The 15,060-nt window shown below is 32.2% G+C and carries 18 protein-coding genes; 11 read left to right on the top strand and 7 right to left on the bottom strand.

Annotated elements, in window-relative coordinates; genetic code table 11:
• Positions 1–11: 11 nt before the first annotated feature.
• The 4 genes from hemN to hemB are packed head-to-tail and all read right to left on the bottom strand — an operon-like array spanning position 12 to position 3,718.
• Complete coding sequence (gene hemN / locus RVY88_RS06490; RefSeq protein WP_162167582.1) at positions 12–1,373, bottom strand: oxygen-independent coproporphyrinogen III oxidase; 1,362 nt, start codon at positions 1,371–1,373, stop codon at positions 12–14.
• Positions 1,373–1,810, bottom strand: coding sequence for a DUF2603 domain-containing protein (locus RVY88_RS06485; RefSeq protein ID WP_038454159.1), 438 nt, complete (start codon positions 1,808–1,810; stop codon positions 1,373–1,375). Before RVY88_RS06485 ends, hemN begins: the two co-directional genes overlap by 1 nt.
• Positions 1,803–2,732 (bottom strand): ornithine carbamoyltransferase, encoded by a 930-nt coding sequence (argF, locus tag RVY88_RS06480; protein ID WP_162167583.1) that lies wholly within the window; start codon positions 2,730–2,732, stop codon positions 1,803–1,805. Before argF ends, RVY88_RS06485 begins: the two co-directional genes overlap by 8 nt.
• 8 nt (positions 2,733–2,740) lie before the next feature.
• Positions 2,741–3,718, bottom strand: coding sequence for a porphobilinogen synthase (gene hemB, locus RVY88_RS06475; protein ID WP_162167584.1), 978 nt, complete (start codon positions 3,716–3,718; stop codon positions 2,741–2,743).
• 111 nt (positions 3,719–3,829) lie between these two features.
• Between hemB and ribA the strand changes: the two genes are divergently transcribed.
• Genes ribA through htpX form a run of 5 tightly spaced genes read left to right on the top strand, consistent with a single transcriptional unit; the run spans position 3,830 to position 6,314 of the window.
• The gene (gene ribA, locus RVY88_RS06470) at positions 3,830–4,417 is read left to right on the top strand and encodes a GTP cyclohydrolase II (RefSeq protein ID WP_002850616.1); all 588 of its coding nucleotides are present in this window, start codon (positions 3,830–3,832) and stop codon (positions 4,415–4,417) included.
• Positions 4,401–4,949 carry a 16S rRNA (guanine(527)-N(7))-methyltransferase RsmG gene (gene rsmG / locus RVY88_RS06465; protein ID WP_065844177.1) on the top strand — a complete coding sequence of 183 codons (549 nt, stop codon included), beginning with the start codon at positions 4,401–4,403 and terminating at the stop codon, positions 4,947–4,949. The genes ribA and rsmG overlap by 17 nt, the downstream gene beginning before the upstream one ends.
• Positions 4,943–5,137, top strand: a complete 195-nt coding sequence (locus tag RVY88_RS06460) for a PP0621 family protein (RefSeq protein ID WP_011732248.1) — start codon at positions 4,943–4,945, stop codon at positions 5,135–5,137. The genes rsmG and RVY88_RS06460 overlap by 7 nt, the downstream gene beginning before the upstream one ends.
• Entirely contained in the window at positions 5,134–5,448 is a 315-nt protein-coding gene (locus tag RVY88_RS06455) for a hypothetical protein (protein WP_002850622.1), read from the top strand. The genes RVY88_RS06460 and RVY88_RS06455 overlap by 4 nt, the downstream gene beginning before the upstream one ends.
• Positions 5,448–6,314: a zinc metalloprotease HtpX gene (gene htpX / locus RVY88_RS06450; RefSeq protein ID WP_162167585.1), complete on the top strand. Its 867-nt coding sequence runs from the start codon at positions 5,448–5,450 to the stop codon at positions 6,312–6,314. Before RVY88_RS06455 ends, htpX begins: the two co-directional genes overlap by 1 nt.
• Positions 6,315–6,323: 9 nt before the next feature.
• Here the strand turns inward: htpX and RVY88_RS06445 are convergent, their stop codons facing one another.
• From RVY88_RS06445 to RVY88_RS06435, 3 genes are read right to left on the bottom strand one after another with little or no spacing between them, the layout of a single operon-like run.
• Complete coding sequence (locus RVY88_RS06445) at positions 6,324–7,337, bottom strand: alanine racemase (protein WP_011732250.1); 1,014 nt, start codon at positions 7,335–7,337, stop codon at positions 6,324–6,326.
• Entirely contained in the window at positions 7,330–7,590 is a 261-nt protein-coding gene (cmeU, locus tag RVY88_RS06440) for a CmeU family protein (RefSeq protein ID WP_002850634.1), read from the bottom strand. Before cmeU ends, RVY88_RS06445 begins: the two co-directional genes overlap by 8 nt.
• 12 nt (positions 7,591–7,602) lie before the next feature.
• Complete coding sequence (locus tag RVY88_RS06435; protein ID WP_162167586.1) at positions 7,603–8,571, bottom strand: murein L,D-transpeptidase family protein; 969 nt, start codon at positions 8,569–8,571, stop codon at positions 7,603–7,605.
• A 125-nt stretch (positions 8,572–8,696) separates the two neighbouring features.
• Between RVY88_RS06435 and RVY88_RS06430 the strand changes: the two genes are divergently transcribed.
• From RVY88_RS06430 to RVY88_RS06405, 6 genes are all read left to right on the top strand, one after another.
• Positions 8,697–9,143, top strand: coding sequence for a copper chaperone PCu(A)C (locus RVY88_RS06430; protein WP_002850636.1), 447 nt, complete (start codon positions 8,697–8,699; stop codon positions 9,141–9,143).
• A 68-nt stretch (positions 9,144–9,211) separates the two neighbouring features.
• Positions 9,212–11,434 carry a hypothetical protein gene (locus tag RVY88_RS06425; RefSeq protein WP_011732252.1) on the top strand — a complete coding sequence of 741 codons (2,223 nt, stop codon included), beginning with the start codon at positions 9,212–9,214 and terminating at the stop codon, positions 11,432–11,434.
• A complete protein-coding gene (locus RVY88_RS06420) occupies positions 11,422–12,354 on the top strand; it encodes a radical SAM protein (protein WP_002850638.1) in 933 nt (310 codons plus the stop codon). Before RVY88_RS06425 ends, RVY88_RS06420 begins: the two co-directional genes overlap by 13 nt.
• A complete protein-coding gene (locus RVY88_RS06415; protein ID WP_011732253.1) occupies positions 12,351–13,421 on the top strand; it encodes a radical SAM protein in 1,071 nt (356 codons plus the stop codon). The genes RVY88_RS06420 and RVY88_RS06415 overlap by 4 nt, the downstream gene beginning before the upstream one ends.
• 8 nt (positions 13,422–13,429) lie before the next feature.
• Positions 13,430–14,188, top strand: a complete 759-nt coding sequence (locus tag RVY88_RS06410) for a transketolase (RefSeq protein ID WP_317051283.1) — start codon at positions 13,430–13,432, stop codon at positions 14,186–14,188.
• Complete coding sequence (locus tag RVY88_RS06405; RefSeq protein ID WP_011732255.1) at positions 14,185–15,060, top strand: FkbM family methyltransferase; 876 nt, start codon at positions 14,185–14,187, stop codon at positions 15,058–15,060. Before RVY88_RS06410 ends, RVY88_RS06405 begins: the two co-directional genes overlap by 4 nt.

The raw sequence follows: 15,060 nt of genomic DNA, 5'->3' as shown, positions 1-15,060 counted from the left end.
TAAATTTAAAATTACACTGTCTTTGAAAAGCTATTTTTTATACCTTTAAATTTAACCATATACTCATCAAAACACATAGCAATGTTCCTTATAAGCAGTGTTCCGGTTTCATTTATCTTTATTTTATCATTCGAAATTTCAACAAAGTCTTTTAACTCTTCAAGATCGTTCAACTCATTTTTGAAATGCTCAAAGAATTTAATATTAAATTTAGATTCGATCTTTTTTATATCAAGTGCAAAATTTGCCATCAAATCCATTATAACGGCTTTCCTAAGCTTATCTTCGTTATTTAACAAAACTCCTTTTGAATTTGGAAGTTTGTTGTCGTCTATGGCTTTTTCGTAAGAAACCATATCTTTATAATTTTGCGCGTAAAAATCATCGCCCTCGCCTATGCTAGTCAAACCTATACCGATAAGATCTGCTCCGCCTTTAGTTGTATATCCTTGAAAATTCCTATGTAAACTGCCGTTTTCTAAAGCCTTAAACAACTCATCATCCTCTTTTGCGTAATGATCCATACCTATCATTTTATATCCGTTTGAAGTTAGAAACTCCATCGTATATTTTAAAATTTCTAGTTTTATTTTTGGATTTGGAAGAGTAGCTTCATCAAATTTTCTCATACTTTTTTTAATCCAAGGTACGTGAGCATAGTTAAATACCGCAAACCTATCGGGATTTAGACTAACACCAAGCTCTAAAGTCTTTTTAAAACTCTCTAAACTCTGATAAGGAAGACCGTAAATCAAATCGGTATTTATACTGGTAATACCTTTGGATCTTGCCATATCTACAGCATTTTTAGTCATTTCAAATGGCTGGATTCTATGGATTTCGGTTTGAACTTTTTCATCAAAATCTTGCACGCCGAAACTTACTCTGTTAAATCCATGACCCACTAAAACATCGAGTTGATCTTCATTTAAAAATCTCGGATCAATCTCACAGCTTATCTCAGCATCATCACTCCAATTCTTAAAATGTTTTTTTATCTCTTTTATAAGTCTATCAAGCTCATCTGCACTGTAAAAAGTAGGCGTTCCGCCGCCAAAATGCATCTGAGTTACTTGACGCTTAGTATCTAAAACTTCGCTTAATATCTCTAACTCTTTACTTAAATAATCAAGATATCTGCTCATTTTATCACTTTTACTCGTATAAATTACGTTACAACCACAAAAATAACAGGCTGAGCGACAAAACGGAAGATGAAAATACAAAGATAATTTTCTATTTTTATCACCGTTTTTTAAACGTTTAATATATTCATCATAGTTGAAATTATCGCTAAACTCAAGTGCTGTTGGATAGCTAGTATATCTAGGTCCAGGCTTTGAATACTGTACAAACGCTTCAAAATCTACCATCAATTTTCCTTACTTTGTATCAAACTTTGCATATCTACAAATAAATTTGGATGCTCTTTTTTAATCTTTTTTACAACTCTATCTAAATTTGGCTCTTTTTTAAATTTAGACTTTTTTATCTCATCTATGGCCACGCTCCAAACATCACCGAAATCAACTGGAATATGCTGCCAAATAGATTTTTCTAGTTTTAGCTCAAAATTTTCTTTTTGCGCATTTTTAAGCGTATTTATGATGGCCTCGAAAAGTCCTGCTGGAACAAGAGCACAAGGAGTATTTCCACTCATACCAAACCAAGGAACAGATAAATTTAACTTACCGTTTTTAATAATCAACTTCATCTCATTATCGCTTATCTGTTCTAACTCGAAAAGCGTTCTTTTCCTTTTTGAGATGCCAAGAGAGTTGCTTATGTTATCTAAACGCTCATTATTCATATCTCTTCCTATCACACCAGACCATAACAGCTTTTTGGGCGTGCAAACGGTTTTCAGCCTCGCTAAAAATTTCCCCCGCGTGAGCTTCGAAAACCGCTTCACTAACTTCATATCCGCGGTAAGCAGGCAAACAGTGTAAAAATTTAGCATCTTTGGCCGCTAAGCTCATCATATCATCATCAACGCAGTATCCTGCAAAATCATTAATGCGCTTTTCTTTTTCATCCTCTTGTCCCATAGAGACCCAAGTATCGGTCGTGACGACGTCTGCGCCGCTAATTGCTGCTTTAGGATTATCTGTGATAATCAAATTCGCACAGCTTATTTTGGAGTTTTGTTTAGCGATGTCTAAAACCCACTGTGGCACTTCATAGCCTTTTGGAGTTGCTACTCTAAGCTCAAATCCAAGCTTAGATGCAGCCATGAGCCATGAGTTGGTCATATTATTTCCATCTCCCACATACGCTACTTTCATAGTTTGTAAATTTAATCCAAGCTCGCTTAAAGTAAGCAGATCAGACATAAGCTGAACAGGATGAAAATCATCGCTAAGACCGTTTATAACAGGCACTCCGCTAAATTTAGCAAGTTCTTCGAGATCGCTTTGCTTATAAACTCTAGCCATTATCATATCTACCATTCTCCCAAGAACTCTAGCCGTATCTTTGACAGGTTCTCCGCGCCCTAACTGTATATCGCGACTGCTTAGAAATAATCCTTTGCCGCCTAATTGATGAATGCCTACTTCAAAGCTAACTCTCGTCCTTGTCGAGCTTTTTTGAAATATCATGGCTAAAGTTTGGTCTTTGAGATATGAGATATAATTTCTACTTTTTGCCTCTTTTTTTATATCTTTTGCTAAACTTAAAATATCTAAGATTTCATTTTTATCTAAGTCGTTAAGTGTCAAAAAATGTCTCATATAAATCCTTATTTTTCTCTTTTTAAAAACTCTGCTACCTCTTTTGCGTGATAGCTAATGATCAAATCCGCACCGGCTCTTTTAAAGCTCATCATAGTTTCTATCATAACTCTTTCATAGTCTATTACTCCAGCTTTTGCGGATGCTTTTAACATAGCGTACTCACCACTTACATTATAAACGCAAAGAGGAAGAAGAGTTCTTTCTTTTATATCTCTAATGATATCAAGATAAGCCAAAGCCGGTTTTACCATCAAAATATCTGCACCTTGTGCTTCATCTTCAAGACTTTCGTTTATGGCTTCAAAGCGGTTTGCACAGTCCATTTGGTAACTTTTTCTATCTCCAAAGCTTGGCGAACTCTGGGCTACGTCGCGAAACGGTCCGTAATACGCAGAAGCAAATTTAGTCGAATACGCCATAATCGGAAGATTTTCGTATCCATTTTCATCAAGCGCGTTTCTTAAAGTTTCTATGATGCCGTCCATCATACCGCTTGGAGCTATCATATCTGCGCCTGCTCTTGCATGAATTAAAGCTTGTCTAGCGGAGATCTCAAGCGTAGCGTCATTATCGACTGTTTCATGAACATGATCAAGTATACCACAATGTCCGTGATCCGTATATTCGCAAAAGCAAAGATCAGTCACAATAACTAAATTCGGAAATTTAGCTTTTATAGCTCTTAAAGATCTTGCTATAAGTCCATTTTCATCAAGCGCGTCACTACCTATACTATCTTTTAAATTTGGAATGCCGAACAAAAGTATGGATTTGATACCTAAGTTTACGACTTCTTCACACTCTTTTAAAATTTCATCAATACTTAGCTGAAATACGCCTGGCATTGAGCTTATCTCTTTTTTTACACCGCTTCCCTCAACTACAAAAAGTGGATATATAAAATCTTCTATATTTAATTTATTTTCTCTTACCATATCACGAATAGCCGGATTTATCCTAAGTCTTCTATATCTTTTAAACATATTAACTCCTTATTTTGAGCAATTATATCTAAATTTAAGTTAATTAAAAATATATCTATTTCTTTAAAATTTAAAGATTTTTGATAAACTTTACTCCAAAGGAAAACAATTATGGAAATAATAAAATCAAATATCGCAAACCTACCTAGCAGATTTGGCAAATTTCAAATAAAATCATACAAAGAAGGCTGCTGCAAAGAGCATTTGACTATATTTTCTCCGAATTTAGACGTAACAAAGACAGTAAATGTCAGAATTCACTCAGAATGCTTAACCGGAGACGCTATAGGAAGTTTAAAATGCGACTGCCGCGACCAACTAGAAGCTAGTTTAAAATATATAAACAAACACGGAGGAATGGTAATTTATCTACGTCAAGAAGGTAGAAATATAGGGCTTTTAAATAAAGTAAATGCTTACGCTTTGCAAGATAATGGACTTGATACAATAGAAGCAAATCATCAATTAGGCTTTAAAGCCGATGAAAGAACGTACGAAATAGTAGATTTTATACTAAAAGATTTTGGTATAAAAAGTATAAATTTACTCACCAATAATCCTCTAAAACTAGCTAGTCTTACTTGCGTAAATATAGAAAAAAGAATTCCCATAGAGATAGAATCTAATGAATTTAATAAAGATTATTTAAAGGTGAAAAAAGAGCAGATGGGGCATATGTTAGATGAATTTACCAGATAATTTTTGGAATAAAGTAAGCGAATTTGAAATTATTTTAAAACAATTTAATAAAATACATAGTCTTACAAATTACCGCGATATAAAACCTGTCGTAGAAGATAGTATAAAACCTCTCGAGTTTTTGGATTTTAATCCAAAAATTGTAATTGACGTAGGTAGTGGAGCCGGATTTCCGGCTATTTTTTTAAGTTTGATTTTAAATTCCAGCGAATTTCATCTCTATGAGCCGATCGCGAAAAAATCAAGCTTTTTATCATACGTAGGCGCAGCTTTAAATTTAAAAAACATAACCGTTCATCCCTCCAAAATAGAGTCTTGTCAAAAAATAAAAGCTGATCTTATAACTTCAAGAGCACTTAGTAAAACTCTATTTCTTATAGAAATTTGCAGGGGATTTTACGACGAAAATACAACATTTTTATTATATAAAGGAGACGGAGCTAAAGAAGAAATCTCAAATTTAAAATGCAAAAATAGTATAATAAGCTCCGGAAAAAGAAATTATCTATTTTTAAAAGGTGTAAAATGCTAGGAAAAATCATAATATTTGCTCTTATTATAGCCGCGATATACTTTTTTATACTTCCTAAATTTAGAAAAAATAAAACTTCAAACAGTAGCGAAAACTTCGTTGAATGCGATAAGTGCAATACATTTGTAAGTATAAATGAAACCGTGTTAAGAAATGGAAAATATATTTGCAAGGAGTGTCTAAAATGATAGTTTTTGGCAGTGAGTTCGTACCTTATGATGAGGTTGTTTTAGAGGATTTTAGCGGTTACAGTTTGCAAAAAAAGCCGGATTTTTTAAGGGTAAAATCAAAAAAAGAGGCTATTTTTGCCAACGCCAACGGAGTTAAATTTATAGTTTGCGATAATTTGAATTTTGCAAGACAATTACAAGCACTAGCAAATGACTATATATTTGATTCTAAAATAGCAGTTTTGATATGTGACGACTTTGAGTTAGAAGCTGCTATAGACGCTAGAATAGACGCTAGCATATATAAAAGTGTAATAAGAGGATTTTGATGGAGCTTTTAAAAACTGTTAGTTTAATGGTTATTTTAATGTTGCTATTTATAAGCGTGGGAGGATATATAGGTGGTTTGAATGGAATGATCATAGCATTTCTAATAGCCTTAGGTCTTAATTTTTTTAGCTATTTTTATAGTGATAAACTTATATTAAAACATTATAACGCTCAGCTTGTAGAGCCCTCAAACACGCTTTATAAGATAGTAAGTAAGTTATGTAAAAAAGCAAATATTCCTATACCAAAAATATATATTATATCGGATAATACTCCAAATGCGTTTGCTACTGGCAGAAACCCGCATAACTCGGCGGTAGCTTTAACAAACGGACTTTTAAATTTACTTGATGAAAATGAGATAAAAGCGGTAATCGCTCATGAACTAGGTCATATAAGACATTATGATATACTTACTGGATCTATAGTAGCTATTTTTGCCGGAGCTATAGCAATTTTAGCAAATTTTGCTCATTTCGGAGTCGGACTAAATAAAAACGAAAATAAAGCAAATATTGTTATAGTAATAATTTTAGCCATAATTATGCCATTAGCCGCTACAATAATACAAATGAGCATATCTCGCTCAAGAGAATTTGAAGCAGATAGATTTTCAGCTAATTTAACAGACCCTATTTATCTTGTCAACGCTCTTTCAAAACTAGAAGGTTACGCCTCAAAAAGCGTATTAAAAAACGCGGATGAACAAACAGCGCATATGTTTATCATAAATCCATTTAGTTCCGTAAAAAGCGGTATTTCAAATTTATTCCGTACACATCCATCTACAAAACAGAGGATAGATAGGCTTTTAAATTTAAAAGAACGCTCACAAAGCGCGGCTTACAGATATTTTAATAGTTAAGTTCAAAAATCAAACAACAACTCTCTTAATCTTTGAACTTAACTTAACTAAAATATCATAACTTATCGTATCGAAAAACTTAGCCCATACTCTAGCATCATCAAAAACACATATCTGATCACCCGAATCAGCGCAACTAAAGCTATCCATAGACATTTTGCCAAGTATTTTTTCACCGTTTGCTAAGTGCAGATCGCCCTTACCGTTATATCTTAAAAGTCCATCTCCGTATCCTAAATCATACGTTGCGATATTTATATCTTTTTTAGCCGTGAAAGCTCCGCCATAGCCTACGCTTTGACCTGCTTTTAATACTCTTTTGCTGATTCTATCCGCCCAGAGACTCAAAACTTTTTTTAAATTTAAACTCTCATCAAACTGTGAATAACCAAACTGAACTATACCGGCGCGTACAAACTCATCGTCAAAACCGTTTGTTCTTTCGATGGCGGCTGAATTATGCGAATGAAACATAGGTTTATCAACGCCATTTTTTTTAAATAATGATTTAAGTTTGATCTTAGCTTTTAAAAAATTAGCTTTTTGTACGTAGTAATCTCCGCTTATCTCGTCGCTACTTCTAAAATGAGTATAAGCGCCGCATATTCTTATAGAACGGTTTTTTGCTATATTAAAAGCAGTTTCAATCTCGTCGATGCCAATACCGTTTCTGTGCATCATAGTGTCAATAGCAAGATGAACGCTAATTCCGCTTTTTATAACATCTAAACCGCTAAGATCATTTATAGCATAAATAAACTCGTCATTCTCCTTACCGTTTGGTATATGAGATAAAATAATAATATTTTTAAAAAAGGGGGATATTTCTATAGCTTCGTCTATGCTTTTCACGCAAGCCCATTTTATACCAAAACCACTTGCTATACCTGCCATCAAAACAGCTCCGTGCCCATAAGCATCATCTTTTAAAACCGCTATAATTCGATCTTTTGATCCTATTTTACTTGAAATTTGGGTTAAATTATGGATATAAGCTGTTTTGCTCAAAACTATCTTAGACACTGAAATTTACGCCAAATCTTTTATAAATATAAGGAAGTATTTTTCTTATAGAGTAGTCATATGAGTAGAACTTAGCATAAAGCTCTTTTAAACTCTTATCTTTGCAAGCGTCAAAATCAAAAACGTTTGTATTTCCTTTTTTCGGTACGTTTGCATCTAAAACTTCAAAAAAACCGTCTCTGGCCTTTAAAAGCTCTTCAATCTGAGATTTTATAAACTCTTTTTCTTCTTCCGTAACGTCTGTATTTTGCATAATTTTTCCTTATTATTGCTCTACTAAGATTTTCATCTTGCCGCCATCTAGTTTAACATAAAGAGTTTTAATACCATCAAATTTATAAGCCGAAGCACGATATTTCTCCATAAAACTAACTCTAAAAATATTCTCATCATCGATCGTAGGATACGGAGTTATACTAAATTTAGTAAATTGTATAAATTTGTTCTCTTTTCTAGAAAAAATATTTTTTTTCATCTCTTTAAATTTATCAAAACCTACTCCGTCGTATCTTTTAAATTTCTTATCATAAAAACTAAGATATCTATTGATATCACTATTTGTCCAAGCCTCTTTCCATTTAAATAATTCTGCAAATATAAGAGCTATATCTTCATTTTTAGCTTCTAAAATACCGCTTTCATTTATCAAAACCATACCGCCATTATCCTTTAAAATGCTTTCTAAATTTAACAGCAAGTCATTTGGCATTACAACACAGCCTTTTGTTTTATATACGTCTTCTCTAATATTTCCATTTAGAGGAAATCCATGTATCCAGATACCCCCGCCAGTTCTATCTCGTAGCTTATCAAAAAGATTTGGATATGAAAGATTGAACGCAACTGGTCCATAATAAGTATCTTCAGGCACAAAACGCCTTGTTATCTCATATACTCCAACCGGAGTTTTTAGATCTCCTTCTAAAAGCTTATCGCCCATGAGACCAGTTAAAACTTTATGATCTGCTTTAGAGTCCAACTTTCCATCTTTATACTCGTTTAAATAGAAGTTTTTCGCCTTTTTATCCACAACTACGATAAATATATCACTATCGTAATAGCCATACTTTAAGTCCATTTGGCTTAAATGTTTTTGCCAATAATCTTTACTTTGCAAATTTGCCTCTATAGCTTTTTGTACCGCTTCGATACCACTTTCTAAATAGATTTTTTCGAGGTCTTTTGAATATAAAAAACTCAAAAAACACAAAACAAAAATTAGAAACTTTTTCAATGTTTTGACCCTTAATTTTTAGTATTTTTAAGGCGTTATTATAGCCTAAGATTTTTAAATTTTCAGTTATCTTTTATCAAAATTGCTATACAATCTTTGTTACATTAAACCATAAAGGATTTACAGTGTTTAAATTTACTCTTTCATGCGCTTTACTAAGTTCGCTATGTTTAGCTGCAAACATCGATATAGAGTCTCCTTTCGTAAAGGCTACACCTCCAAATGCTAAAACCAGCGCCGCATTTATGGTTATCAAAAATAACACAAACAAAGATGTATCTTTAGTATCTGGAAACAGCAATGCGAGTAAGGTTTTCGAAATTCATACTCATTTAAATGAAAACGGAATGAAAAAAATGGTTAGAATTCCAAAAATAGATATCCCTGCAAACAGCAGCGTTGAATTAAAACCAGGCGGACTTCATATAATGCTAATTGATATAAATAAACCTTTAGAAATCACAGATAAAGTCGATTTAACTCTTGAGTTTAGTGACTCTAGTAAAATAGACCTAAAAGACGTCGAGGTCAAAAAACTAGCACCCATGATGAAACCTCAAGGGTCGATGTAAGCCGCTATTACAAAATTTAGCCCTAATTTAGGGCTTTTACTTTAAATTAATAATCATTGAGGATAACTTTGTTCAAAAGTAAGATTGATATAGATATTTTAGTCAAAAAAATAGCTTCTGGAGATATACCAAAGTTGAGCCGTGATGAGCTTTTGGAACTTAGAAACGCATTTTACGACTTTGTTTTAAATAAAAACGATCTGCCTCCAAAAGAGTATCTTTGGCTTATAAAAGTTTTTAAAGACTTAAATTTAGAAGATAAAAAAGAGTTTGAAAACTATATAAAAACAGCCGACAACTACCTTGATTCTTGTGATGACATAAATCAAAAACTTCTATTGGTGCATTTAAAAACAACTTGTTTGATACTAAACTCTAAGACAAAAGAGGCTATGGAATACTATATACTGAACTTTGCATTGCTTAATTGCTCTGAGATTCCAAATTTAGCCAACTATCTTGAATTTTTTGAAAAATACTGCAAAGATATTAGTTTTGAGTTGTATTATGACGTATGCAAAAAGCTTTTTGATCCCGATTACTATCTAAAGCTTGATAATGCTCAGCAAAGAAATATTTTAAATAATAATCTCATAATATTTTGGAAATTTACAAACGTATTTGTAAATAGACAAATTATAAAAATATATGATCTTATGCTAAAAATTTTCAACTATTTTGTCCAAAACGATAAATATGAAAAAGCTATGCACATAACACTTAGTATGATACATTTTTATTCAAATACCAATCAAGGCGGCGGAAACATACAAAATGATATCATAGTTCCTCTTGAATCTATGTATCAAAGATTTTTAAATCATGTAAATATACCGACGTACCATACAAAAAGACATACTAAAAAACGCATAGGATTTTTAAAAGATCGTATAGTTGCAAACTCACCGTATAAAGTTGAATATTCACTTATAAAAGCACTTATGCAAAATGATGATTTTAGAAAAAAATATCAAATTTATATATACTCGTTTTCGACGACCGAAAAAGCTTTAGACGATGATTATACGGTTCAAGAACTTTTGAATTTAGGGGTGAAAGTCGAAGCTCCTTCTTTTGAACAGTTTAGAGCTCAAGGATTTTACTATTCATATTTAGAAAAATCACTTTTGATTAGAGATAAAATAATAAGAGACGAAATAGATATTTTGATAGATTTTACCGGGAGCAATCCTCTAGCTGAGTTTTTATTTGTAACAAGATCTGCTAAAAAGCAGATATACTGGTCACATGGAAATACAGAATATGATATCAAATCGATCGATTTAAAAGTCAGTCACTTTCAGCCTACTAGCGAATATAAAATTATAAGCGTGCCTATGGATAATAAATTCTACAATCCCCCTATCGACCAGCAATTGATCATAAATGAACGAAGTAAATATCCAAAAGATGCTTTCATTTTAGGCGTAATTAGCAGACTAGTAAAGATAGACGATGATCGTTATCTTCACTCAATAAGTGAAATTTTAAAACAAAATCCAAAAGCTATATATTTAGCTTGTGGAGACGGCGGAAATATCAATCGAATAAAAGCAAAATTAGATGAATTTGGAGTTTTAGATAGATTTTACTTTACAGGGATGATAAATCCGCATATTTATGGTCACATAATAGATCTTTGGCTAAATACATTTCCACCCCACGTTCAAGGCGAAAGCGCAAATGAGTATATGTCAAAAGGCGGTGCTATATTAGGATATTATGAGCCGCAAATCTTTGATATAGATGATGAAAACATTAAACAAATCAAATACGACAGCTCAAAGCTGCTAGTTTATATAGAAAACATAGAGGATTTTGATAAACAGACCGAAGGCTATGATGAGTTTATCTCTGATCCGTACTATATAATTTTAAATGATAAACCGATAAAAGATAGCATTTTAAAAGCAAAATCTATAATAGGCGATAAATCGGCATATGATGTTAGAGTGCGTATAGAAGATGGAAAAATAATAGGGTATGATGGTAAATTTTTCATATATAAGCCGTTTTTCAAAGAAAACGCTTGGTATGAGAGGGATTATGAAATATGCACTTGGATATTACAAAATAAAGATATTTGTCTCATAAATGAAAACGACCATATATATGGATATTTTACGGCGTTTAATACAAATGAATACATAAAAAAAGCAACTATGCTAATAAAAAACCAAAAAGTAAGAGCTCAGTTAAAAAAGTTCAACTCGGTTTATCTAAATGCTTGTAAAGAGATTACTAGTAAAAATATACTTAAGGATTTTGAGAATATAATATGCAAAAAATAACCATACCAGATCATTATAATTACATAGCTCTGTTTTTAACGCTGTCTTGCAACTTAAAATGTCCGTATTGTATAAATTTAAATGAGAACGGAGCTAGTAGAAAAAGTGTTGTTAGGGGCGTTATAAAACCAGATATTTGGCTAAATTTCATAAACCGCTTAGATATAAAAAGTGATGATTTACCACTTACTCTTCAAGGCGGCGAACCAACTTTGTATCCGTACTTTTACGAACTTGTAAATGGTATAGACGATAAATTTAAACTAGATCTGCTTACAAACTTTATGTTTGACGAGGATGAGTTTATAAGACGTATAAATCCTTCAAAATTTACACGCGATGCGAAATATGCAGCCATAAGAGTAAGCTATCACCCAAATCAAAATGACATAAATACGCTTATAAAAAAACATGATAAGATGAAAGATGCAGGATTTTACGTAGGAATTTACTCTGTTTTAACCCCTCAGAATAAATCTCATATAGAAGAAGTAATGAAAAAATGCAAAGATTTAGGAATTGATTTTAGAGTTAAAGAGTATCTTGGATTTGATGGGCAAAAGTGGCACGGAAGCTATAAATTTCCAGAAGCTATAAGCGGAAATGTTAATAAATACTGTGATTGCAAAACAACAGAATTACTAATCAGCCCAGCAGGTCTAGTATATCGCTGCCACTCAGATCTCTATGAAAAAAGAGCCGAAGTAGCAGATATAAGTGATCCAAACTATAAATTTGAAGATATTTACAGACCTTGCATAGTTTATGGACACTGCAATCCATGCGATATCAAAGTCAAAACAAATAGATTTCAGAATTTCGGTCATACGTCTGTTGAGATAAAAAATATCAGAGAATTAAACGAAAAAGAGCGGATTTTACTCGAAAACAGCGATTTTAAAGGAGCTTTAAATTTATGAAATTTAGCCTCGACGCACACAAGCTCCACCACCATTTAGATAGAGTTTTAGAATTTAAACAAACAGGGGATTGTGCGCCCATTTATATGGAAGTAAGTCCGTGCGGATCATGCAATCACAGATGTCTATTTTGTGCGTATGATTATATAGCTTATCCAAATAGAAAACTCGATACCGATAATTTTATCAAATTTACCACAGAAGTAGCAAAAGCCGGGTTAAAATCCATGCTATTTGCAGGTGAAGGCGAGCCTTTGATACATAATGACATAGATAAAATGGTGGCTCACGCAAAACAGTGCGGCATCGACTGCGGAATGTTTAGTAACGCAGCACTTTTAAAAGCCGATCTGGCTAAAAAACTGCTTCCGAATTTAACTTTTTTAAGGTTTTCATTTAACGCCGGAGATAGTCAAACTTACTCTAAAATTCATACTTCGCACAAAAAATCAAGTGATTTTGAAAAAGTGGTAGAAAATATCAAATTTGCGAATGATTACAGAAAAGAGCAGAACTTGAAAGTTGATCTTGGATCTCAGTTCGTTCTTTTAAAAGAAAATAAAAACTCTCTTATTAATGCAGTAAAAACTATGAAAGAGTGCGGCGTGGATTACATTAGCGTAAAACCGTTTGTGTTACAAAATGAAAATCAACTATATAAAAATAACTCTAAATTTGAAACAGATCAGCTTGAAACACTTATAAATGAAGCTAAAAGTTATGAGAGTGATGATTTTAAAGTGATTTTTAGGCAAAACGCTTTTTTTAAATACGGTCAAAGAGACTACTCTCACTGCTACGGATGCAGCTTTATAACCGTGTTAAACTCAGCTGGAGATTTGGCTAGTTGCTTGCCATATTGGGATAAAAAAGAGTTTGTTTATGGAAATATAAATGAACAAAGTTTTGAAGCGATATGGAAATCAGATAAAAGAAGAATCGTGAAACATCTATTAGAAAATAAGCTAAATGCAAAACAATGCCCGCCAAATTGTAGACCGAATTCTATCAATGAATTTTTAAATGAGATTTTAAATCCCGATGTGAAGCACATAAATTTTATTTAGGAACTATTATGACTCAAGCAGAGATAAGAAAAAATATACTTAAAATGGCAAATAGAGCCAAAAGTCCGCATATAGGCTCGGCTCTATCTTGCGTTGATATTTTATATACGTTGTATTTTAAAATTTTAAAACTTGAAAACTATGAACAAAGAGATATTTTCTTACTCTCAAAAGCGCACGCGGCAATGGCTCTTTACGCTACTTTAAATGCAAAAGGATTTATGAGCAATGAAGAAATACTAGGATATTATCAAAATAACGGTACATTACCTGCGCACACAGATAGATTTAGTAGCCCGTATGTGGAGATCTCGGCAGGAAGCCTTGGGCATGCACTTCCTATGTCAGTAGGAATGGCAATGAGCATAAAAAATGAAAATCGAAAAGTATATGTTTTAATCGGAGATGGAGAAACGCAAGAAGGTAGCATTTGGGAAGCAGCGATGCTGGCTCCTAAACTAAATTTAAATAATCTTTGTGTTTTGATAGATTATAACAATCTTCAAGGATATGGTAGAGCTAGGGAAATAACAAGTTTTGAGCCCATAGATAAAAAATGGGAGAGTTTTGGCTGGGAATGCGTCATAGTAGATGGCCATGATGTACAAGCTTTGCAAAAGGCCATGAGCATAAAAACAGATAAGCCGCTTTGCATAGTATGCAAAACTATCAAAGGAAAAGGCGTAGAATTTATGGAAAATGAACTAAAATGGCATTATTACATTGTTACGGATGATATTTTAAATTCAATTAAGGATATCATATGAATATATTTAATACAACCCCTAGAAAACACATAGAATATGGCTATAAACCAAATTATCCTGTAATTATTTTAAGAAAACTTATTGATATTTTTATCTCTTTTTTCAGACTAAAATCAAATAACAGATTTGGCATTGAAGTTAGACAAAAGCTTATAGACGCAACGATTAGTGTGGATATAGGGGATGGATATAGAGCCAAATTTATAACTCCTCATGGAAGATCTCTGTGGAGAGCTAAAACAATTTTAAGCGAAGAGCAAATGATGATAAAATGGCTAAATAGCTTTAATGAAAATGATGTATTTTATGATATAGGAGCAAATGTAGGTACCTACAGCGTATATATTGGAATTAAAAAAAATATACCCATATACTGTTTTGAAGCAGAATTTAATAATATAAGCGACTTATACTATAACTTATATCTAAATAATCTTTTAGATAAATCAATTATTTTCCCATTTCCAATCCACAATAAAACTGAAATTCTAAATTTATATGTTAGAGAAATGACAAAAAGCGGAGCACTTAATAATTTAGGAAGACAAAGCATATATAAAATAGATCAAAAAGATTCATTTATATCAAAACAAGCTAGTTTTTCAATTGATGACATTATAAAAATATTTAATATAAAAAAACCAACTAAAGTTAAAATTGATGTGGATGGAAATGAAAAAATCATTCTGGAAGGATTAATTAATAATATAAATAATATAGATGAAATATATATAGAACTAGATTTAGATTTTAATGAACATAAAGAAGCCATAGAGCTGTTAAAGAAAAATAATTTTAAACTAAAAGAAAAAGAAATGTCAGAACTTATGCATAATAAAAATTCCGGTAATTTTATATTTAAGAAGTGCTAA

Source organism: Campylobacter sp. TJR-1 (assembly GCF_032840035.1).
Classification (GTDB): Bacteria; Campylobacterota; Campylobacteria; order Campylobacterales; family Campylobacteraceae; genus Campylobacter; species Campylobacter fetus.
The sequence above is the reverse complement of the archived record's forward strand: the minus strand, read 5'-3'. Positions and strand labels throughout refer to the sequence as shown.

Excerpts from the sequence above, each read along its gene's own strand:
- RVY88_RS06420 (WP_002850638.1), top strand. The coding sequence starts at position 11,422 with ATGCAAAAAATAACCATACCAGATCATTATAATTACATAGCTCTGTTT.
- RVY88_RS06455 (WP_002850622.1), top strand. The coding sequence starts at position 5,134 with ATGATAGTTTTTGGCAGTGAGTTCGTACCTTATGATGAGGTTGTTTTA.
- RVY88_RS06485 (WP_038454159.1), bottom strand. The coding sequence starts at position 1,810 with ATGAATAATGAGCGTTTAGATAACATAAGCAACTCTCTTGGCATCTCA.
- cmeU (WP_002850634.1), bottom strand. The coding sequence starts at position 7,590 with ATGCAAAATACAGACGTTACGGAAGAAGAAAAAGAGTTTATAAAATCT.
- RVY88_RS06415 (WP_011732253.1), top strand. The coding sequence starts at position 12,351 with ATGAAATTTAGCCTCGACGCACACAAGCTCCACCACCATTTAGATAGA.
- htpX (WP_162167585.1), top strand. The coding sequence starts at position 5,448 with ATGGAGCTTTTAAAAACTGTTAGTTTAATGGTTATTTTAATGTTGCTA.
- hemN (WP_162167582.1), bottom strand. The coding sequence starts at position 1,373 with ATGGTAGATTTTGAAGCGTTTGTACAGTATTCAAAGCCTGGACCTAGA.
- ribA (WP_002850616.1), top strand. The coding sequence starts at position 3,830 with ATGGAAATAATAAAATCAAATATCGCAAACCTACCTAGCAGATTTGGC.
- hemB (WP_162167584.1), bottom strand. The coding sequence starts at position 3,718 with ATGTTTAAAAGATATAGAAGACTTAGGATAAATCCGGCTATTCGTGAT.
- RVY88_RS06410 (WP_317051283.1), top strand. The coding sequence starts at position 13,430 with ATGACTCAAGCAGAGATAAGAAAAAATATACTTAAAATGGCAAATAGA.
- argF (WP_162167583.1), bottom strand. The coding sequence starts at position 2,732 with ATGAGACATTTTTTGACACTTAACGACTTAGATAAAAATGAAATCTTA.
- RVY88_RS06460 (WP_011732248.1), top strand. The coding sequence starts at position 4,943 with ATGCTAGGAAAAATCATAATATTTGCTCTTATTATAGCCGCGATATAC.
- RVY88_RS06405 (WP_011732255.1), top strand. The coding sequence starts at position 14,185 with ATGAATATATTTAATACAACCCCTAGAAAACACATAGAATATGGCTAT.
- rsmG (WP_065844177.1), top strand. The coding sequence starts at position 4,401 with ATGAATTTACCAGATAATTTTTGGAATAAAGTAAGCGAATTTGAAATT.